This is a genomic window from Phytohabitans sp. LZ39 (genome assembly GCF_059359075.1).
Map to the genome: position 1 here is coordinate 1 of NZ_JCADBM010000031.1, position 19727 is coordinate 19727.

Sequence of the window (19727 nt, forward strand, 5' to 3'; positions counted from 1 at the left end):
ACCGACGAGGCCAGCGGGGACGGCGTCACCGGCACGCCCACCGTGCGGGTGGGCGGCAAGGACGTCCAGCCCACCACCCAAGCCATCCTAACGGCTTTGTCGGTCGACCGACCGAGGTGATAGCCTAGGATCGGCTGATGCGGATGGGGGCGACATGCGAGCACGTGATCCTGACGGCGAGGGCTTTGTAGAGTGCGACGGTTTGAAGATCCACTACGAGGTGTACGGCGACGGTGGGCCGACGATCCTGCTGTTGCCGACCTGGACGATCACGAACGCGCGCGTGTGGAAGATGCAGATCGCCTACCTGTCCCGGCACCACCGCGTGGTGACCTACGACGGACCGGGCAACGGCCGGTCGGACCGGCCCACGCGCACCGAGCCGTACGAGCATGACGCACAGGTCCGGTACGCGCTGGAGGTGCTCGCGGCGACCGGCACCGACCGGGCCGTGGTGGTCGGCCTGTCCAAGGCGGCCAACTGGGCTCTTCAGCTGGCCGCCGAACATCCCGGCCGCGTCGCGGGCCTCGGCCTCGTCGGCTCCGCCGTGTCACTTGAAACGCCGTCCGCGGCTCGGGCCGCCGCCCAGGCCGCGTTCGAGGCCCCGCCGCCGCGGTTGGCGCCTTCACAGGTGCCGGCCGGTGGCCGCGATCCGCGGTCGCACTGGGCCAAGCACAACCGGCGGTACTGGTTGGAGCAGTACGAAGACTTCCTGTGGTTCTTCGCCGGCCAGTGTTTTCCGGAGCCGCACTCGACGAAGGCGATCGAGGACGGGCTCGCCTGGGGGCTCCAGACAAGCGCCGAGGTGCTTATCGCGGACAGCGGCGCGGCCATGCCCGACGCCGCGACCGTCGAGGGGTGGTGCGCGGCCGTCCGCTGCCCCGTGCTGCTGATCCACGGCGAGGACGACCTGATCAGTCCGGTGTCGCGCAGCCGGCGGCTCGCCGAGCTCACCGGTGGTGAGCTTGTCGTGATGGCCGGCAGCGGGCACCTTCCGCCGGCTCGGCACCCGGTGCCGGTAAACCTGCGCCTCCGCGAGTTCGTCGAGCGGATCGCGCCGTCCGCGCGCCAGCGCCCGAGTGTCGCGTCGCCGGGCCGAAAGCCCAAACGCGTGTTGTACCTGTCGTCCCCGATCGGGTTGGGGCACGCTCGGCGAGACGTGGCGATCGCCCGTGAGCTGCGCCGCCAGTATCCCGGCGTGGAGATCGACTGGCTGGCCCAGGATCCGGTCACGCGGGTACTCGACCGGGCCGGCGAGCGCGTGCACCCGGCCAGCCGGTGGCTGGCCAACGAGTCGGCGCACATCGAGCGCGAGGCGGTCGAGCACGACCTGAACTGCTTTCAGGCGGTCCGCCGCATGGACGAGATCCTGCTGGCCAACTTCATGCTGTTCCACGACGTAGTGACCGAGCAGCGGTACGACCTGATCGTCGGCGACGAGGCCTGGGACGTCGACCACTTCCTGCACGAGGCGCCGGAGCTGAAACGCTTCGCGTACGCGTGGCTGACCGACTTCGTCGGCAACCTGCCGATGCCGGACGGCGGCGAGCGCGAGGCGTATCTGACCGCGGACTACAACGCCGAGATGCTCGAGCACGTCGCCCGCCATCCGCGCCTGCGCGACCGGGCTGTCTTCGTGGGCAACCAGGCCGACGTCGTCGACGAGCGCTTCGGCCCAGACCTGCCGAGCATCCGCGAGTGGACCGCGAAGCACTACCACTTCCCGGGGTACGTGACGGGCTTCGACCCGAGCGAGCACGCGGACCGCGCCGCGCTCCGCGCCGACCTCGGCTATCGCCCGGACGAGCCGGTTTGCGTCGTGACGGTGGGTGGCTCAGGTGTCGGCGTCCACTTGTTGCGCCGGGTCGTCGCCGCCTACCCGGAGGCGGCGCGGCGGGTGCCCGGGCTGCGGATGGTCGTGGTCGCCGGGCCGCGCATCGACCCGGCCAGCCTGCCCGCGCCGGCGGGCGTCGAGGTCCACGGCTACGTCGACGGCCTGCACAGGCACCTCGCCGCCAGCGACCTCGCCATCGTCCAGGGTGGACTTACGACGTGCATGGAGCTCACGGCCAACCGGAGGCCGTTCATCTACGTGCCGTTGCGCAACCACTTCGAGCAGAACATCCATGTGCCGCACCGGCTCGACCGCTACGGCGCGGGGCGGCGCCTCGACTACGCCGACGCGACACCCGACGTGATCGCCGGCGCGATAGCCGCCGAGATCGGGCGTGAAGTCGACTACCGCCCGGTCGAGACCGACGGCGCCGCCCGCGCCGCGAGCCTGCTGGCCGACCTGATCTGACATTTGTGGTCGAGCCGGTGGCGCCTTGACCTGGCGCTGAACCAACGCTGGAACGGACGGGGGCCTCGGAATGCGGGTCAGGCTTCTCGGCCCGGTCGACGTGACCGTCGCTGGCATGATGCGACCGATCTCGGGTCTGCGCCGCAAGGGCGTGCTCGCCGTCTTGGCGCTGCACGCCGGATCGGTGGTGAGCGTCGACCAGATGGTCCACGCCATCTGGGACGAGCACCCACCCGCGACCGCGTTGAACACCCTACAGAATCACGTGTCGCATCTGCGTGGAGTCTTCGGCGTCCGCGACGCGATCGTGGCGCGTTCACCCGGCTACATGCTCCAGATCGGCCCCGACGCGACCGATGTCGGTGTCGCCGAGGTCCTCATTGGACAAGCCAGACAGGCGGCGGACTGGTCCACCAAGGCAGCCCGGCTGCGCGCCGCCCTGGCGCTCTGGCGCGGTCCGGCGCTGGTGGACGTCGCCGGCCTCAGCTGGCTGGAGGCGCAGGCGGAACGGCTGACGCATCTCAAGATGGAGGCGACGCACGCGCTGCTGGAAGCCCGCCTGGCGCTGGGCGAGCACGCCGAACTCCTGCCCGAGCTCCAGCGCCTGACCGCGGAACAGCCGTACCACGAGAGCCTGCACGGGCAGCTGATGGTCGCCCTGTACCGGTCCGGCAGGCAGGCCGACGCGCTCGCGGTGTACCAGCGGCTACGGCAGGAACTGCGCGACGACCTCGGGATCGACCCGAGCCCGCCGCTGCGCGACCTCGAGTCCGCCATCCTCCGGCACGACACCGATCTCGACCTGCCGCCGCAGGCGATCGTCACCGGATCCGCCGCGCCGGCGCGGCCGACGCCCGCGCAGTTGCCTCTGGCAATACGGACGTTCGTCGGTCGTGAGGCAGAGCTCGCACACCTGGACGAGATCCTGTCAGAACCCGGTGACGCGGCATCGGATCGTGGGACGATGGCGGTCGCGGTGCTGTCCGGGACGGCCGGCATCGGCAAGACCGCGCTGGCGTTGCACTGGGCGCACCGCGCCGCCCCGCGGTTTCCCGACGGTCAGTTGTACGTGAATCTGCGCGGGTTCGATCCAGCCGGGTCGGCGCTGGACCCCGCCGTGGCGTTGCGGTCGTTCCTGGAGGCGCTCGGGCTGCCGGCCCAACGGATCCCCGCCGGCCTGGACGACCAGGCCGCTCTCTATCGCAGCGCGCTCGCTGGCAAGCGGGTGCTCGTCGTGCTGGACAACGCCCGCGACGACGCCCAGGTACGGCCGCTGCTGCCGGGCGCGGCGGGATGCATGGTGGTCGTGACCAGCCGCGATTTGCTCGTCGGCCTCGTCGCCACCGAGGGCGCCCACCTGTTGACGCTGCACCTGCTGACCCGCGACCAGGCGCGCGAATTGCTCACCCGCCGCGTCGGCGACAGGCGAGCGGCGGCCGAACCGGAGGCGGTAGACGAGATCGTCGACCGCTGTGCGTGCCTGCCGCTGGCACTGGCCATCGCCGGTGCGCGCGCCGCGAGCCGACCACACCTGCCGTTGTCCGCGCTGGCTGCGGAGCTGCGCGACGCCGCCGGGGCACTGAAGCCGCTGAACGGCGGCGACCACGTCACCGATCTCGGCGCCATATTCTCGTGGTCGTACCGCACCTTGAGCCCTGGCGCGGCGCGGATGTTTCGGCTGCTCGGCTTGCACTGCGGGCCGGACATCACCGTCGCGGCCGCGGCCAGCCTGGCCCGGGTAGCCGCGAAGCAGGCCCGGTCCATGCTGTTCGAACTGACCGGTGCACACCTGCTCGCTGAGCACGCGGTTGGCCGCTTCGCCTTCCACGACCTGCTCCGCGCCTACGCCGTGACCCAGGCCAGAGCAATCGACGATGAACGCGACCGTCGGGCGGCGGTGCACCGGACGCTCGACCACTACCTGCACTCGGCACACGCGGCCGCCGTGATCCTGGACCCGTTTCTGGTGCCGATCAGCCCGGCACCGATCCAACCGGATGTCGTCGTCGAGCCACCCGCCGACCACGACGCCGCGCTGTCCTGGTTCGCGGCGGAGCACGCCGTCCTGCTGTCCGCCGTCGAATGGGCCGCGGAGGCCGGCTTCGAGTCGTACCCCTGGCAATTGGCCTGGACCCTCACCACCTACTCGCTGCGACAGGGACTCTGGCCGCACCATACGGTCGCACACGACGCGGCGCTGGCCGCCGCTCGGCGGCAGGCCGATCGGAAGGGTCAGGCACACGCCCTCTACGGCCTCGGTCTCGGGCACTCTCGTGCCGGCCGGTTCGAGGAGGCGGAGCCCTATCTGTGGGAGGCCCAGGACCTGTTCGGACAGGTCGACGACCGCCTCGGCCAAGCCGTCGCCCTCGAAGGCCTGGCCTGGATCGCCGAGCGGCAGGGCCGCCCAGCCGACGGCCTGCACCGCATGAAGCGTGCCCTCTCCCTCGTCGAGGGCGGCGCCGACCAGGTCCACAAGGCTCGATTCCTCAACGATCTGGGCTGGTTCCACGCCCAGATCGGCGACCATCGGCAGGCGCTGGTCCACTGTGAACAGGCGCTGGCGCTCTGCCAGAAACTCGACGACCGCCTCGGCCAGGCCGGCGCCTGGGACAGCCTCGGGTACGCGCACCGGCACCTCGGCCACCATCAGCAGGCGGTCAGTTGCTATCAGCACGCTGTCGACCTGTACCGGGAGCTCGTGGACGCGTACAACGAGGCGGTGACCCTCGCCGACCTGGGCGACACGTACCAGGACGCGGGGCAGCCCGAGGACGCTCGTCGTGCCTGGCAAGAGGCGCTGCACACGCTCACGAAACTCGACCATCCGGACGCCGAGGACGTGCGCGTCAAGCTGCGCGAAGTGTGAGGGCAACTCTCGTTTCAGCGCCGTTTCAGCGCCGTTCCAGGTCGGCACTCCACCCTGTTCGAGCCTGCGGTGCGCCGTCACCGTGTAGGGCGGGTCAGGGGGCTTGGCCCGGGGCTTCAGGGGGAGGAAATGGTTCATGACTGTGTTCGAGGCCGCGGCGGGATCGATGCCAGCCGGCATGACACCCGTAGCTCGCATCCGGTCGGCCGCCGTGCGGCTCGGCCTGCCGCACCTGGCCGAGACTCTGGAACGCCACACCGCCTACGCCAGCGCCGAGGCCATGGGACACCTTGATTTCCTCGACATGGTGCTGGCCGAAGAGCTCGCCGCACGCGGCGAACGCCGCTTCCGCACCGCCCTGCGGCGAGCCAGGCTGCCACACCACAAGACCCTCGATGACTTCGACTTCACGTACCAGCCCGACCTTGACGAGCAACGGGTCCGCGAGCTCACCACACTCGCGTTCATCCCCGCGAAGGCCAACGTCGCCCTGCTCGGCCCGCCCGGCGTCGGTAAGACCCATATCGCCGTCGGCCTCGCCGTCGCGGCCTGCCGCGCCGGGTACACGGTCTCCTTCACCACCGTGGACGACATGGCCCGCCAGCTCAAGGCGGGCAGTGCGAACGGCAGCCGGCTGGCTTGCGACCTGAGTCCCTACCTGCGCCCCGACCTGCTCGTCATCGACGAGGTCGGCTACCAGCCCTTCGCCCACGCCGAAGCCGCGCTCATCTTCGACGTGTTGTCCCGGCGGTACGAGAAGGGTGCCACGATCCTCACCTCCAACCGCGGCTTCCACGACTGGGGACACGTCTTCGGCGACGAAGCCCTCGCGACCGCCATCCTCGACCGCCTTCTGCACCACTGCACCGTCGTCGACATCAACGGCCCCAGCTATCGCCGCCGAAGCATCACCTGAACTCCCGTCACCGGCCGGCGGCGCGGCCAGCCGAGGCCTCCACCCGATCAGGACGCCGTGACCACGAACAACCATTGGGGCACCTACAAGAACAGCCTTGTCACGTGGTACGCCGAGTTTCCGCCGCGGTTGCGGCAGTCGCCGGCGAAGCTGCTGGCATTCGCCGACGCACTTGTCGAACTCGGCAGCCGCGAGGACATCTCCCGCGTCAGCGTATTCGGCCCGGCCGGCGTGGAGGAGCGGCGCGTAGCCGACGTGGGCGCCGAGCTGCTTTCGCTCCGGCCGGAGCTTTCGCACGTGCCACACGTACCCGCGGTATCCGTCTCCGGTCCGGGTTCGCTCTACCGGAGCAAGCCGCCCTACATCACGATCTCACTGAACACCGACATCTGGTTTCCCCGGGTCGTGGGTATCAACGATGACGCCTACCGCTTCTACGACAACAGTCCGCTCGCCGAACGGCACACCCCTCGCCTCAACCGCTTCCTCGCGGGTGTGCGTCGAGCGGCGGAGGCCCTCGACGCCGAATGGTCGTACGACGTCGACAACCTGAGGTACGCGGACCAGGTGACCGACAGCGGCGTCCTCCTCGAGCGGTCGGTCGACGCCAACCGTGTCGCGGAGTGGGGCGTGCGCGTCTGCGTGGCGTCGACGACCGACCCGGCCGAGCTGCTCTTCGAGCTCGGCGTGCCCGGCACGGTGGTGCCATTCGTCGACGCGGTCCGGGTAGAACCACCGCCGCCCGGGAGCAGTGAGCTGAGGTTGGTCGAACGCGCGGGCGAGTTCTCCCGGCTGGAGGCGCGGCTCGTCGGGACCAACCTCACCCGCGCCCATCTCGACGACCGGCTGGGGCCGGGTGCCGACGTGCCCCGCGTACATCCCGGCCGTGAGTTCTGGGTGAGTTACCCGGTCGACATCCCTGGCGCGCCGTACGGCTGCACGATCTTCGCCGAGTTCGTCGACCAGCCGGGCGCCGATACTCCCGCGTGCGCCGTGATGATCCGCCGCGATCCATCTCGGCTCCGGCCCCTTGTCGGTCGACCGACCGAGTGCTAGCGTACCTTCGGCCGGTCGGTCGACCGGTCAGCACCGCAAGCATGACGGCTCGCCCGGGAGACCAACGATGACAGGCGCCCTGCTACAGATCGACACCGCACCTGGCAAGAAGTACGGGCTGGTGCTCACCCTCACCGAAGACGCTATCGACCTCGGCGGAAAGAGCCTCCGCTGGTCGGAGATCGACAAGGTCAGGTACGGCGCCGTGGACAAGCGTGTCAACGGCGCGTACATCGGCACCACGTACACCATCGACGTGGGCAGCGCCGCCAAGAAGTACGTCCAGTTCTCGTTGTACTCAGGCACCACAGGCCTGTTGGGTGGGCGGGTCGACACCGACAATCGCGATCGCAACCGCGCGGATTGGCTCAGAGCCTTGGAAATCGTGGACGCGCGTGTATGCGTGCGCCTGGTCTCCGCGGCGGTGCGGAGCGTGCGGCAGGGGCAGGAAGTCGAGTTCGCCGGCCTCCGGCTCACGCCGGACGGCGTCCACAAGGGAGGGATCTTCCGCAGGTCCGTCGCCTGGGGAGACGTCGCGGGCACCGAGGTGAAGCACCCGTACCTGAGAGTGCTGGCCCGCGACGGCGGCAAGACCAAGAAAGCGCTCGAGATCCTGAACAACACCTGGAACGCCGTGCTGCTGCCACGCGTGCTGGATGCCCTGACACCAAAGGACTCCTGAGTGTCAGTGCCAGACCGTACGCTCCCGCGGGCACCGCTCCCGGCCGGCGGCTCCCGGAGCGAGCCGAAATCCCCGGCCGTCCACTGCCAGGTCCGCGGCTACGCCAACGCCTTCGCCCTCACCGACGCGCGGTGAACCGGCGGGCGAACGCGGCCCGCGATGCTCCGGTCGCCGCGGCCAGGCTGGCCACCGTCCACGGCCGGGCCGGGTCGTCGTTGGATGTGTCGCAGGGCGGGCGCGACGAGCGGGTCGCTGTGTGCGCGGTACCAGCCGGGCGCGTCGGTGCCGGTGTACGGATCACCGGCCGACCATGGACATGTGGTGCTGGTTGTACCGGTCGCCCCGCACGCCAACCCGCGCCGCGAGGTCGTCGAGGTCGGCGAGCTCGTCCGCCGACAGCGGCACCGCGGTGGCGGCGGCGTTTTCCTCGACACGTTCCAGGCGCCGCGTGCCGGGGATGGGCACGATCCGCGGGTGCTGGGCGAGCAGCCAGGCGAGGGCGACCTGACCTGGCGTGACGCCCTTCGCCCGGGCCAGTCCGGTGACGTGCTCGACCAGGGCCAGGTTGGCGGCGCGGTTGCCGGCGGCGAACCGCGGAATGCCGGCCCGGACGTCGCCGGGGGTGAACTCGGTCGCGGCGGTGACCGTGCCGGTCAGGAAGCCCTTGCCCAGCGGGCTGAACGGCACGAACCCGATGCCCAGCTCGGCACAGGTGGGCAGCACCTCCGGCTCGGGGTCGCGGGTCCACAGCGAGTACTCGCTCTGCACCGCGGTCACGGGGTGCACGGCGTGCGCGCGGCGGATCGTGGCCGCGGCGGCTTCGGAGAGGCCGAAATGGCGCACCTTCCCGGCCTGGACGAGCTCGGCGACGGCGCCCGCGACGTCTTCGACCGGCACGTCGGGGTCGACGCGGTGCTGGTAGAACAGGTCGATCGCGTCGACCCGCAGCCGGCGCAGGGACGCGTCGGCGACCCGCCTGATCTGCCCGGGCCGGCTGTCGAGCCCTACCGACCGGCCGTCTTCGATCCGCCAACCGAACTTCGTGGCGATGACGACCTGGTCGCGAAGCGGGGCGAGGGCCTCCCCGACGAGCTCTTCGTTGACGTACGGGCCGTAGACCTCCGCGGTGTCGAAGAAGGTGACGCCTCGGTCGACCGCACCGCGCAACACGCCGATCATGGCGTCCCGGTCGCCGGGGTTGGGCCCGTAGCTTTGGGACATGCCCATGGCGCCCAGGCCGATGGCCGAGACCCGCAGGCCCTGGCCGAGGATTCGGGTGTGCATCGGTGCTCCTTGGCTGCGCTGGCGGTCAGCCCCTCAAAGCGTTCCGCTGGTCTTGAGGCTATCGGTTCCCAGGACGTTCAGTAGCGCTAGCGCTTCGGCGTCGCGGGATCCTGGTGGCGCGGTGTAGAGCACGAGGTGTTGGTCGCGGTCGGTGAGGGTGAGGGAGTCGCAGTCGACGGTGATCTCTCCGACGGCCGGGTGCTGGAACGTCTTGGTGAGCATCGGTGCGCCCTGCACGTCGTGGCGTTCCCAGAGCCGGGAGAAGTCGGGGCTGCCGGCGCGGAGTTCCTCGACGAGGCCGGTCACCGCGGGGTCTGTCGGGTATCGGGTGAGGGTGACCCGCAGCCGCATGACGACGTGGTGGCGGAACTCGGCGCCGTCGGAGACCCCGTACAACGGCGTTCGCGGTCCCGGCGGCCCGAGGAAAGCCCGGCGGGCGAGGTTGCGGTCAGCTTGGGCGAGCCGGCCGAAGTCTTCCATGAGTGCCGCCGCGAGGTCGTTCCAGGCGAGCACCTCGAACGCCCCGGACGTGACGATGGCGGCGGTCAGCGGGAGGCGCTGGAGCAGCGCGAGGATGCTCGGGCGCACGTCGCGCCGGTGCAGGCCGGTGCGGATCGGTGCGGTGCCCGCCAGGACGTGGAGGTGGTCGGACTCGGCGTCGGTGAGCCGCAGCGCGCCGGCGATGCCGGCGAGCACCTCGCCTGACGGGCGGGGTGCCCTGCCCTGCTCCAGCCGGACGTAGTACTCGGTCGAGATGTGCGCGAGGACGGCGATCTCTTCCCGCCGAAGGCCCGGAGTCCGGCGTCGCGGACCCGGAGCGAGGCCGACGTCCTGCGGCCGCAGCCGCTCGCGTCTACTGCGGAGAAACCGCCCGAGCTCCTGCTTGTCCATACGCCAAGTTTGCGCGTTCGCGCGGCGGCGATCCTGGTACCGTCTGTGCCTGCATCCGGATCCCGAGCGCGGCGACGCTATCGGCATGACAAACCGTCTCGACACCACCGCCGCCGGTCTGCTCACCGGCAAGGTCGTATTCATCACCGGCGCGAGCCGCGGCATCGGCGCGGCCGCGGCCCGGCTCTTCGCCCGGGAAGGCGCCGCCGTCGTGCTCGCCGCCCGTAGCACCGACGCCCTCGACCGCCTCGTCGCCGAGGTCCGCGCCGACGGCGGCGTCGCCGACGCGGTCGCCCTGGACCTCGCCGACCGGGCGAGCATCCGCGCGGCTGTCGACCGGGTCGAGCAGCTGCACGGCCGGCTCGACGGCGCCTTCAACAACGGCGCGGCAATCCAACACCGGCCCGGCCCACTCGACACCACCAGCGACGACGACATCGACGAGCAGTTCGCCGTGAACTTCCGCGCCCACTGGACCGCCATGACCGCGGAGGCCGCGCTCATGCGCCGCACCGGTGGCGGAGCGATCGTCAACACGTCCAGCATCGGCAGCCGCCGCGCGAACCCGGCCCTGCCCGCGTACGGCGCCATGAAGCGGGCACTCAACAGCATCACCGAGACCGCCGCCGTGACCTGGGCCCCACACGGTGTACGGGTCAACGGCATCACCCCGGGCGGCACCGCCACCGCGATGATCGACGCGTGGGAGGCCGCCACTCCCGGCATCGTCAAGCAGATCAACGCCTCGATCCCGCTCGGCCGGATGGCGGAGCCGCGCGAGGTCGCCGAGGTCGCCGCCTGGCTGCTCAGCGACCGAGCCTCGATGGTCACCGGCGCGATCGTGCCCGTCGACGGCGGCGCCGGCGCCTGAACTCACGGCGGTACGAGTGCGGGGGCCGGTGCGGGCGATCAGCGGAGTGCGGCGGCCTGGGACAGCCGGGCACCCCGGAACAGAAGCCACCCGCCGAGGAGCACCTCGAAGAAGAAAATGGGCACGTAACGACCGATCGCGACAACAGCGTTGTCCTCGGCGCCCGGGAAGATGCTGACCGCCATGGTGATAGTCACCAGGACCAGGTTGGCGAACACGCCCCACGCGGCCAGCGCCCTTGGTACGTACCGCGACTTGAACAGCAGGTAGCTGAAGACGCCGTTGCCGAGGCCGAGCAGGACCAGCCCGACGCCGAAACCCGTGGTGTGCACGCCGATGTACGCGTTGGCCAGAGCCTCGAGCTGGCCGGTGTCGAGCCTTCCGGCGTTGTCGGGATCGGTGAGCATGGCCGGCACCGACAGGAACGCGACCGTATTCGCGATCATGATCGCCGCTTGTGCTGTCCGCCAGAGCGTCGCGAGCATGGCGAGGCCCGGATTCACCGACCGGAGCAGCACGTACAGGGCGACCGCCATGACGATGTCACCGGCGAAGATGAGCACGTCGAGGGACACGCCGACGCGAAAGAGTCGTTGCGATTCCACGATGTTGTGTGCGGTCGCCGCGGCGTCGTCAGCCACGATCAGGCTGGCCGGAACGAAGACCTGCGAAAAGAACCCGGCTGCCATCAGCAGCAGTAACATCAACCCCGCGACCCTGGCCGCGGTGCGCTGCTGCGACTCGGTAAACATCGCGTCCCCCTCATTTCCGGACCGGGCGGTCCCGGCCGTCATGCCACGAGCGTGACGGAGCGGGGGCGGCAGCTCATCGCGACATGGGCCGGACTCCGCCCGGCCGATGGTGGGAGACAGATGTCGTACTTCGGTCGCCGCGACGCACACCTTCGCCGAATCGTGGATCTTGCTAGAGACCTTTCGGAGTCGGGGTGGCTCGACCCCCCTATTTGGACAGAGATTTGAGCTACCGCGATGTGCGTCGTGGTCCAGACCGCTGCTCCCGCGGCCTCACCCGTCCGCCGCTGGTCGCGCCGGTGGGTCGACGTTTGTCCACAATGCCTTTTCCCGGATCGGCGATCCGGGAAAGCAACAGGGTTTCGGCGAGCGCTGCGAGCCGCCGGCCGGGAACGGTGCCCGCGGGAGATACGGTCCGCCGCTGACGCGAGCCGACCGCAGCCAGGTTCCGTGGAGGTTTCTTTGGAAGAAGTGTCGGATTCGGGGTGAGCCCTTCGTGGAAGGGGTGAACGCACTCATGACCGCGAAGCAGAAAGGGATTGTCATGACCGCCATCTACACCTGGGACGTCTTCTCCACCCTCGACGGCTACGGCTCCTTCGCCGAGGGCGCCGACTGGGGCGGCTATTGGGGCAAGCAGGGCCCCGAGCTGCTCGAACACCGCGCCGCCATCTTCGATACCGAGCAGCGGATGGTGTTCGGCGCCACCACCTTCCGGGAGAACGCGCAGATCATGTCCTCGGGCATCGACCCCCACGCGCTCGACGAGTGGAACGTCAGGACGATGCGCATGCCGGCGACGGTGATCTCGTCCACGCTGCGCGACACGCTCGGCTGGCCGGACGCGACGATCGTAAGCGGCGACGCCGTGGACATCGTCGCCCGGCTCAAGGAGCAGTCGGACGTGCCGCTGCGGTCCCAGGCAAGCTTGTCGCTGAACTGGGCACTGATGGCCGCCGGGCTGGTCGACCGCCTCCAGGTGACGATCTTTCCCGTCATCTCCGGACGGACCGGCACGAGCCCGATCCTGGGCGGCGCGGGCGACTTCGACCTGGAGCTGATCGAGAGCCGGACCCTCGACGGCCACACCCAAGAGCTCGTCTACCGCCCGACTCCCCACCCGGCCGGCGCGGCCTGAAGCGCGGCGGAGGGCTCCCGCGGGCGCGGGGGCCCTCTCAGGTTGGCAGGTCGTGCGGCCCGACGGCCGGGTCGGCCAGCTTGTGGGTCAGGTCGTCGGCCTGTGTCTCGGCCAGCTCCGTACGCACCAGCGGGCAGCGGCGGCACGCCGTGACCCCGGTCTGCCGCCACCACTGGCATTGGCCGCGCAGGTGGCAGCGGGGGAGTGTGTGGCCGGGGACGGTGGGCGCGGCGAGCGCCACCTTTGTCACCAGCCCGCATCCGGTGCCCGTGTGGTGGCCGCACTTTTGCGTGCAGTGCGCCGCGAACCGCATGATGCTTGTCGCCTCGACGCCCTCCGGGACCAGGGCGAGCGCCTCCGCGGCCGGCACCGGCTCGTTCAGGTAGCTGAGACCGTCGGAGCCGGCATGGACACCGAGCAGGACGGCCTCCGGCCGGTCGGCGGGCGCGCTGGGGCACCAGGTGCGGTCTTCGGTGTGGTCCATGCCGGCCCACCTTTCTCGACGTGACGACGTCTAGTTCATGAGGATCAGGCCGATGAAGATCGTTCGCGTTCCTTTGGCCGACGCCTTGGTGCCGGCGCCCGCGGCCGCGCGCCGGATCGACTTGTCCAGCTGATCCCTGGTGATGGTTCGGTTCACGTTTCCTCCCCGTGGTCTTGGCAGGCACCGTACGGCCCGGCCCTGGACCGCCCGCTATACCGCGCACCGGTTGCCGGTCAGCCGGTACTCCAGTGGCCGGTCCAGTCGCTGTCGCCACGATGAACCGGCTGCCGTCCAACAACTCTGGAGGAGCATGCATGCACAAGGCATCGCGGGATTTCCGGTTGTTCTGGGTCGCCGGGGCGGCCGACCAACTCGGGTCGCACGCGTCCAGCCTTGTGACGCCTGTGCTCGTGCTCGCGGTGGGCGGCGGTCCCGTCGAGGCCGGTCTGGTAGGGACGTTCGGCGCCCTGGCCCGGTTCGGCGTCGGTCCCTTCGCGGGGGTGTACGCCGACCGTTTCTCGCGGCGCACCCAGCTCAGCGCGGCCGCGGTCGTCGCGGCCGCCGCGACGGGCGTGATCGCCATCGGGGTCGCCACCGGCACGATGACCTGGCCCGCTCTGCTTGGCGCCGCGATCGTCCAGGGTGCGGCGGCGGGCTGGTACGCCGCGGCGAGCGCCGCCGCGCTGCGCCGAGTCCTGCCGGCGGAGCGCCCGGAGCGGGCGGTGGCCTCGCTGCGCGCCCGCGGTCAGGGCGCTGAGCTGGTCGGTCCGGGGATCGGCGGCGGCCTGTACCAGCTCGCGCCGGCGGCGCCGTTCCTGTTCGACACGATCTCCTACCTCGTGAGCGCCGGGTTGGTCCGGCTGGTCCGGGCGGATCTCGGCCCGGATCGCCGGCCGGGGCCGGACGGGTCGAGCGGCTTCCGCGCCGATCTTGTGGCGGGCGTACGGTTCGTGTTCCAGCAGCCGTTCCTGCGGTTCGTGGTCATCTGGGCGGGCGGCATCAACCTCGCGCTCGCCGCCCTGTACTTCCACGTCGTCCTCGTCGCCCGGATGAACGGCGCGTCGGCGGCGTCGATCGGCCTGATCCTCATGGTGTCCGGCGCGGTCGGTCTCGTCGGCTCGCTGCTGACCCCGCGGATCATGTCGGTAGTGAGTGGCGACCGGCTGGTGGCGGGCGCGTCCTGGCTGCTGGTGGCCGTGGTGATCTCGCTCGCGCTGGTCGAGTCGACGTGGCAGTTCGCGCTGGTGCTCAGTGCGGTCGCGTTGATCAGCCCGGCGTTGAGCGTGGTGCTCACCACCCGCGCGATCATGATCATCCCGGACGGCATGCAGGGCCGGATCGGAACCGTCCTCAGCACGGTCAGCGAAGGCGCCGCCGCGTTCGCGCCGCTGCTGGCCGGCTTCCTCGTCGCGGTGACGGCGCCGTTGCTGGTCGCGGCGCTGTTCGGCGCCGGCCTCGCGGCGCTGGCCTGGTACGCCACCCGCAACCGCCACCACGTCACGCCGCCGCCCGCGCCGCCGCCGGAACCCGAGCTCGCCACCGTTGCGACGACAGACCTGAAGGGCTGAGCCGTGGAAGTGAGCATCCGCCTCGTCGTGCCGGAGCTGCCGTCGGTCGCCGAACGGTGCCCGCACCGTGCCGTCACCCTCGGCGACCTGAACGGCACCTGCCAGGCGTTCGCCATCGACAGCCGCACCGGCGGGCGCCGGCCGGTCACCGACCGGCCGCAGGGTACGGCCCGGTACGCGATCGAACCGGACGGCGGGCGGGTCTGGTGGTTCGACGACGACGCGCACGGCGTCGGCCGCTGGCGGGTCCAGCCGTTCACCGGCGGTCCGGACACCGACGCGTTACCGGGGACCGCCAGCGGCCGGCCGGCCGGGCTGGCGATGGCGCTCGACGGCACCGTCGCGGCCGGTCTCGGCGACGGCGACCACGTGCTGGTGTACCTGCGTGCCCCCGGCGCCCAACCCCGGCAGGTGGCCCGGATCGCCGGGCACGCCGAACTGACCGACGTGTCGGCGGACGGCGACCTGCTCGCCGTCTCCACCGAGCCGGACGCGCCCGACGCCGTACGGATCCTGCGCCCGGACGGCGGCACCACCGCGGTTCTTTCCGGTACCGGTGCCCGGGTGTGGGGCCTGGGGTTCCGGCCGGTTTCGGGACCGGCGGCGTTCCTGTGCGTGTTCGAAAGGGACGGGGTGTACCGGCCGGCGGTGTGGACGTCCGCCGGCGGGCTCGTCGCCGTGCCCGGGCCCGGGTTCGACACCGAGATAACCGCCAGCTGGTTTCCGGACGGCGGTCGCCTGCTGGTGCGCCAGCACCGGCACGCGCGCAGCGTACTGATCGCGCTGGACCCGGCGGACGGCAGCCGCCGGACCGTACCGACCGAGACAGGCAGCGTCCTGGACGCGGCGGCCCAGCCGGACGGCATCTTGCGTTACGTGTGGACACGCGGTGGCCGGGCACCCGAGATCCGCACCGATCCGCCGACCCACGCGGCTGGCGCGGGCGGGGCCGGTGGCCGGACGCATCGGGAGCCCGACACGGACCTGTGGGTACCCGGGCCCGGCGGACCGGTGCACGTGCTGCTGACCCCGGCCGCCGCGGCGGGCCCCCGGCCGGCCGTGTTCCTGCTGCACGGTGGCCCGTTCCGCGCCGCCATGGACGCCTACGATCCGGCGGTCGAACTACTGCGGAACATCGGCTTCACGGTCGTGCGCCTCAACTACCGCGGCTGCCCCGGGTACGGCGCGGCGTGGCGGACGGCGTTCGACGCCGGCGTCGGGCACACGCAGGTGGCCGACATCGAGGCCGTGCACCGGTACCTCGTCGACAGCGGGACGGTCGACCCCGCGCGGGTCTGCGTCGCGGGGGAGTCGTGGGGCGGCTACCTGGCGCTGCTCGCGGCGGGCACCCGGCCCGAGCTGTGGTGCGGGGTCGCGGCGGTGAACCCGATCGCCGACTACGCCCTCGCCTTCCGCGACACCACACCGGCCGTCCGGGCCCTCGACGTGCGCCTGTTCGGCGGTACCCCGGACGAGATGCCCGACGCCTACCGGCGGGCGTCGCCGGCCACCTACGCGAAGGCGGTGCGGGCACCGGTGCTGATCGTCGCCGGCCGGGACGACGTGAAGTGTCCACCGGCGCAGATCAGCAGGTACGCCGACGAGGTGCGGCGGCACGGGCACGACGACATCGAGGTGCTCTGGACCGGCCACGGTCACGACGCCTACGACGTCTCCGGCCGGGTCGGCATCCTCTCCGCCGTGGTGCGGCACCTCGGGCTGGCCGCCGGTGGCCAGCCGGAGCAGGCGCCGGCCGCGGTGGGCGGCTGAAGCGACCGCACCAGTGACCGGCGGCGGTATCCCGCTGTCCGGACGGTACACGTGGCGAGAGGAGGTGGAGCTGTGACGAAGACCGTCGTGCTGAGTGACCCGCTGGGTCTCAGCGGTGAGCGCAACCGGGGCGTCGACATCATGATCCAGATCGTGATCGAGTTCTGACCCGCCGCCTGACCGGCGCGTCGGCAGGCGCGCAGCCCGACTTACCAGGGTGGGGAGGAGGTGAGCCACACATGAACAAGACCGTCGTCCGCAACGACCCGCTCGGTGTCAGCCGCGAGCAGGGCCGCGACGTCCACATCCACATCCACGTCAGCGCCAAGTAGCAACCCGGCGGCGTGAGCCGGCGCCCCATATCGCCGGCTCACGCAACCCCCTTACCGCCAGCGGCAGCCGCCGTGGCCCGACCGGAGCAGGAGCCCGCCATGCGAATCCTCCTCGTCAACATGCCGTGGGCGTTGATCGACGTCCCGTCGCTCGGACTGGGCATCCTGCGTAATGCCGCGAGCCGCGCGCTGCCCGACGCCGAAATCGAGGTGCTGCACGGCAACCTCGAGTACGTCGACTGGATCGCCGAGCGGGAGGACGCCTTCGGCGTCGGCGACTACCACTACTACTCGCTGGAGACGTACTTCGCCGGCGTCGGCGACTGGGTCTTCACCTCGGCCCTGCACGGCGTACCGGAGTGGCGCGTCGAGGAGTTCACCGCGCAGGCCTCGTTCCGCGGACCGAGGCTGGACGCGACCGTCCGCCTGCATCGGCGCTCACCCGAGTTCATCGCCCACCTCACCGAGCAGATCCTGGGGTTCGCCCCGGACGTCGTCGGATTCACCTCGACGTATCAGCAGAACGCCGCGGCGCTGGCGACGGCGCGGGCGGTGAAGGCGGCGGCGCCGCACGTCACGACCGTCCTCGGCGGCGCGAACTGCGACGGCGAGCAGGGCGCCGCGATCCACCGCAACTTTCCCTTCGTCGACCTTGTCGCGCGTGGTGAGGGCGAGGCCGCGTTCCCCGAGATGCTGCGGGCGCTGGCCGGTGACGGGACCCTCGGCGCCGTCCCGGGGCTGTGCTGGCGGCGCCCGGACGGCACGTCGGCCGTCAACGCGATGAGTGCCCGCCCGCTGCCGCCGGCGGCGATCGTGGGCCCCAACTACGACGGCTACTTCGACCGCCTCGACAGGTCGGTCGCCCGCGACTGGGTCGAGCCGAAACTCGTCGTCGAGGGCGCCCGCGGCTGCTGGTGGGGGCAGAAGCACCACTGCACGTTCTGCGGGCTCAACGGCTCGTTCATGGAGTTCCGCAGCAAGAGCCCATCCGTGTTCCGCGACGAGATCTTCGACCTGGTGCGACGGCACCGCGTCCTCGACATGTTCGTCGTCGACAACATCCTCGACATGAACTATGTGACGTCCCTGCTGCCGATGCTCATCGAGAGCGGGTACGACCTGCGGCTCCAGTACGAGATCAAGTCGAACATGCGGCTCGGGCAGCTGACCACACTCGCCCAGGCGGGCCTGGTCAACGTCCAGCCCGGCATCGAGAGCCTGAGTACCCGCGTCCTGAAGATCATGGACAAGGGCGTCACCGGCTGCCAGAACGTGCGGATGCTGCGCGACGCGGCGACCGCCGGGCTGAGCGTGGCCTGGAACTACCTGTACGGGTTCCCCGGCGAGACGCCCGAGGACTACGAGCCGATCGTCGAGCAGTTCCCGGCGCTGCACCACCTGCCGCCGCTCGACGGCGTGTACCGGATCGCGATCGAGCGGTTCAGCCCGTACTTCAACAAGCCGGAGCTCGGCTTCGGCGAGTTGCGCCCGGCCCGGCAGTACCGGCTGAACTACGACCTGCCGGAGGAGGAGCTGCTCGGCCTGGCCTACATCTTCGAGGCGGCGCCGCAGGGCATCGACGAGCGGCTGGGTGACCGGCTGCGGGCGGCGGTCGATCGCTGGCAACGCGAGTACCACCTCAGTCGCCTGTCCTATGTAGACCTGGGCACTGAGATCGTTCTGGTCAGCCGGCGACGGTCGTTCGACTGGTCGGTCCTGCGGCTGGAGGACCCGGTCGAGGTGGCCGCGTTCCGGCTGCTCGACCAGCCGCACCGCCCGGCGGTGCTGGCCCAGAAGCTGGCGGCGGACGGCGCCGATCCGGCGCGCGTGACCGAAGCGGCCGTCGCCGACCTGCTCGACCGGTGGGTCCGGCTGGGCCTGCTGTTCACCGACGCCGGCCAGTTCGTGCATGTCGTACCCGTGGCGGGCAATCAGGAACTGATCCGGATCGCCATCGCCGAACCGGAGCTCGAGGAGGTGGCGGTGTGAAACCACTGGCGAACATCGAGCCGCAGGTGCTGACCCTGTGGCGCGACCACGACGACGCCCTGCTGAACATGCCCGGGATCGTCATGGGCATGCGCAGGCCCGGCCCGGCCGGCTGGACCGACGCGGCGGCCACGGTCGCCGGGCTGTACCACGGCGGCGTGCGCCGGGCGGCGCTGAGCGACCCGGTGGACCTGACCCGGAACACCGACCCGGCTGGCCTGGTGCAGGCCATGATCCTGCTGCGCGAGCTGACCAGCTGGGGCATCGCGGTCGACTGGGTGGCCCACTTCGACGACCCCGACATGTGGCGGCGGCTCAATCACCTGTACCCGCCGAAGGCGATGGTCGGGCACCCGGACGCCGACGCGGCGCTCGGCGACTGGCGCCAGACGTTCTACCTGTGCAAGTGCGTCTACCGGCAGGGCCCGGGCTTCATCCAGGTGCGCGACCGTAGGGCGGGTTCGCTGGCCCGGTTCACCATCGACGACCCGGACTACATCGCGGCCGTCGGCACGCTGCTCGACGGCGCGCCGGCCGAGGCCGTTCCCGCGCCGATCCTGACCGCGTTCCTCGAGGAGGGACTGGCTGGCATCGTCGGTGAACTCGCCTGGTGGCTGCCGTACCGGGTGCGGCGGTGGCCGTGGCCGTCCCTGGTGGTGTGAGCGCCAGCGTCATCCACAGGGCGCGACGGGCCGCAGGAGGGCACGCTGAAACATCGGCGTCCGGCGATGGCATTGCTACTCTCGACACTCCAGAGTCGGCCCGCGCCCGTGGAGTGAATCATGAATGTCCTACTTCGTCGCTTGTCGATGGCGTTGCTCTGCGC

The 19727-nt window shown here is 70.9% G+C and carries 17 protein-coding genes and 1 pseudogene; 12 read left to right on the plus strand and 6 right to left on the minus strand.

Translation table 11 applies throughout. The features are described from left to right. Window positions 1-154: 154 nt before the first annotated feature. From AC5L36_RS40090 to AC5L36_RS40115, 6 genes are all read left to right on the plus strand, one after another. Window positions 155-2302 (plus strand): alpha/beta hydrolase, encoded by a 2148-nt coding sequence (locus AC5L36_RS40090; RefSeq protein ID WP_494909571.1) that lies wholly within the window; start codon window positions 155-157, stop codon window positions 2300-2302. Between the two features lie 115 nt (window positions 2303-2417). Beyond that, the gene (locus tag AC5L36_RS40095) at window positions 2418-5168 is read left to right on the plus strand and encodes an AfsR/SARP family transcriptional regulator (RefSeq protein WP_441224044.1); all 2751 of its coding nucleotides are present in this window, start codon (window positions 2418-2420) and stop codon (window positions 5166-5168) included. Between the two features lie 136 nt (window positions 5169-5304). After that, on the plus strand, window positions 5305-6084 hold the full coding sequence (gene istB, locus AC5L36_RS40100) for an IS21-like element helper ATPase IstB (RefSeq protein ID WP_441224045.1): 780 nt from the start codon (window positions 5305-5307) through the stop codon (window positions 6082-6084). A gap of 57 nt (window positions 6085-6141) precedes the next feature. Next, window positions 6142-7140: a hypothetical protein gene (locus AC5L36_RS40105; protein ID WP_441224046.1), complete on the plus strand. Its 999-nt coding sequence runs from the start codon at window positions 6142-6144 to the stop codon at window positions 7138-7140. 67 nt (window positions 7141-7207) lie between these two features. Next, window positions 7208-7822, plus strand: a complete 615-nt coding sequence (locus AC5L36_RS40110; protein ID WP_441224047.1) for a hypothetical protein — start codon at window positions 7208-7210, stop codon at window positions 7820-7822. Further along, the gene (locus AC5L36_RS40115; RefSeq protein ID WP_441224048.1) at window positions 7823-7957 is read left to right on the plus strand and encodes a hypothetical protein; all 135 of its coding nucleotides are present in this window, start codon (window positions 7823-7825) and stop codon (window positions 7955-7957) included. Here AC5L36_RS40115 and AC5L36_RS40120 read toward each other — a convergent pair. The 3 genes and pseudogenes from AC5L36_RS40120 to AC5L36_RS40130 all read right to left on the minus strand — a co-directional run. After that, window positions 7950-8109: pseudogene (locus AC5L36_RS40120) on the minus strand (AraC family transcriptional regulator); the annotation flags it as partial. The gene AC5L36_RS40115 and the pseudogene AC5L36_RS40120 overlap by 8 nt on opposite strands. A 10-nt stretch (window positions 8110-8119) precedes the next feature. Next, entirely contained in the window at window positions 8120-9106 is a 987-nt protein-coding gene (locus AC5L36_RS40125; RefSeq protein ID WP_441224049.1) for an aldo/keto reductase, read from the minus strand. A 33-nt stretch (window positions 9107-9139) separates the two neighbouring features. After that, complete coding sequence (locus AC5L36_RS40130) at window positions 9140-9997, minus strand: helix-turn-helix transcriptional regulator (protein ID WP_441224050.1); 858 nt, start codon at window positions 9995-9997, stop codon at window positions 9140-9142. Window positions 9998-10082: 85 nt separating this feature from the next. On the opposite strand from AC5L36_RS40130, the gene AC5L36_RS40135 reads away from it, so the two are divergent. Next, window positions 10083-10868, plus strand: a complete 786-nt coding sequence (locus AC5L36_RS40135) for an SDR family NAD(P)-dependent oxidoreductase (RefSeq protein ID WP_441224051.1) — start codon at window positions 10083-10085, stop codon at window positions 10866-10868. Window positions 10869-10906: 38 nt separating this feature from the next. On the opposite strand, the gene AC5L36_RS40140 is transcribed toward AC5L36_RS40135, so the two are convergent. Beyond that, entirely contained in the window at window positions 10907-11662 is a 756-nt protein-coding gene (locus tag AC5L36_RS40140; RefSeq protein WP_441224052.1) for a DUF4386 domain-containing protein, read from the minus strand. A 502-nt stretch (window positions 11663-12164) separates the two neighbouring features. Here AC5L36_RS40140 and AC5L36_RS40145 point away from each other — a divergent pair. After that, entirely contained in the window at window positions 12165-12758 is a 594-nt protein-coding gene (locus tag AC5L36_RS40145; RefSeq protein ID WP_441224053.1) for a dihydrofolate reductase family protein, read from the plus strand. Between the two features lie 37 nt (window positions 12759-12795). Here the strand turns inward: AC5L36_RS40145 and AC5L36_RS40150 are convergent, their stop codons facing one another. Further along, entirely contained in the window at window positions 12796-13242 is a 447-nt protein-coding gene (locus tag AC5L36_RS40150) for a hypothetical protein (RefSeq protein WP_441224054.1), read from the minus strand. A gap of 30 nt (window positions 13243-13272) precedes the next feature. Beyond that, on the minus strand, window positions 13273-13398 hold the full coding sequence (locus tag AC5L36_RS40155; RefSeq protein WP_441224055.1) for a hypothetical protein: 126 nt from the start codon (window positions 13396-13398) through the stop codon (window positions 13273-13275). Window positions 13399-13556: 158 nt separating this feature from the next. On the opposite strand from AC5L36_RS40155, the gene AC5L36_RS40160 reads away from it, so the two are divergent. The 4 genes from AC5L36_RS40160 (at window position 13557) to AC5L36_RS40175 (ending at window position 19563) form a co-directional block, all read left to right on the plus strand. After that, window positions 13557-14810, plus strand: a complete 1254-nt coding sequence (locus tag AC5L36_RS40160) for an MFS transporter (RefSeq protein WP_441224056.1) — start codon at window positions 13557-13559, stop codon at window positions 14808-14810. A 3-nt stretch (window positions 14811-14813) separates the two neighbouring features. Next, window positions 14814-16580, plus strand: coding sequence for a S9 family peptidase (locus AC5L36_RS40165; protein ID WP_441224057.1), 1767 nt, complete (start codon window positions 14814-14816; stop codon window positions 16578-16580). Window positions 16581-17011: 431 nt separating this feature from the next. Next, window positions 17012-18901 (plus strand): RiPP maturation radical SAM C-methyltransferase, encoded by a 1890-nt coding sequence (locus tag AC5L36_RS40170; protein WP_441224058.1) that lies wholly within the window; start codon window positions 17012-17014, stop codon window positions 18899-18901. After that, window positions 18898-19563 (plus strand): DUF5825 family protein, encoded by a 666-nt coding sequence (locus AC5L36_RS40175; RefSeq protein WP_441224059.1) that lies wholly within the window; start codon window positions 18898-18900, stop codon window positions 19561-19563. The genes AC5L36_RS40170 and AC5L36_RS40175 overlap by 4 nt, the downstream gene beginning before the upstream one ends. Window positions 19564-19727 lie beyond the last annotated feature (164 nt).

Excerpts from the sequence above, each read along its gene's own strand:
- AC5L36_RS40090 (WP_494909571.1), top strand. The coding sequence starts at position 155 with ATGCGAGCACGTGATCCTGACGGCGAGGGCTTTGTAGAGTGCGACGGT.
- istB (WP_441224045.1), top strand. The coding sequence starts at position 5,305 with ATGACTGTGTTCGAGGCCGCGGCGGGATCGATGCCAGCCGGCATGACA.
- AC5L36_RS40110 (WP_441224047.1), top strand. The coding sequence starts at position 7,208 with ATGACAGGCGCCCTGCTACAGATCGACACCGCACCTGGCAAGAAGTAC.
- AC5L36_RS40140 (WP_441224052.1), bottom strand. The coding sequence starts at position 11,662 with ATGACGGCCGGGACCGCCCGGTCCGGAAATGAGGGGGACGCGATGTTT.
- AC5L36_RS40160 (WP_441224056.1), top strand. The coding sequence starts at position 13,557 with ATGCACAAGGCATCGCGGGATTTCCGGTTGTTCTGGGTCGCCGGGGCG.
- AC5L36_RS40170 (WP_441224058.1), top strand. The coding sequence starts at position 17,012 with ATGCGAATCCTCCTCGTCAACATGCCGTGGGCGTTGATCGACGTCCCG.
- AC5L36_RS40125 (WP_441224049.1), bottom strand. The coding sequence starts at position 9,106 with ATGCACACCCGAATCCTCGGCCAGGGCCTGCGGGTCTCGGCCATCGGC.
- AC5L36_RS40145 (WP_441224053.1), top strand. The coding sequence starts at position 12,165 with ATGACCGCCATCTACACCTGGGACGTCTTCTCCACCCTCGACGGCTAC.
- AC5L36_RS40150 (WP_441224054.1), bottom strand. The coding sequence starts at position 13,242 with ATGGACCACACCGAAGACCGCACCTGGTGCCCCAGCGCGCCCGCCGAC.
- AC5L36_RS40135 (WP_441224051.1), top strand. The coding sequence starts at position 10,083 with ATGACAAACCGTCTCGACACCACCGCCGCCGGTCTGCTCACCGGCAAG.
- AC5L36_RS40095 (WP_441224044.1), top strand. The coding sequence starts at position 2,418 with ATGATGCGACCGATCTCGGGTCTGCGCCGCAAGGGCGTGCTCGCCGTC.
- AC5L36_RS40130 (WP_441224050.1), bottom strand. The coding sequence starts at position 9,997 with ATGGACAAGCAGGAGCTCGGGCGGTTTCTCCGCAGTAGACGCGAGCGG.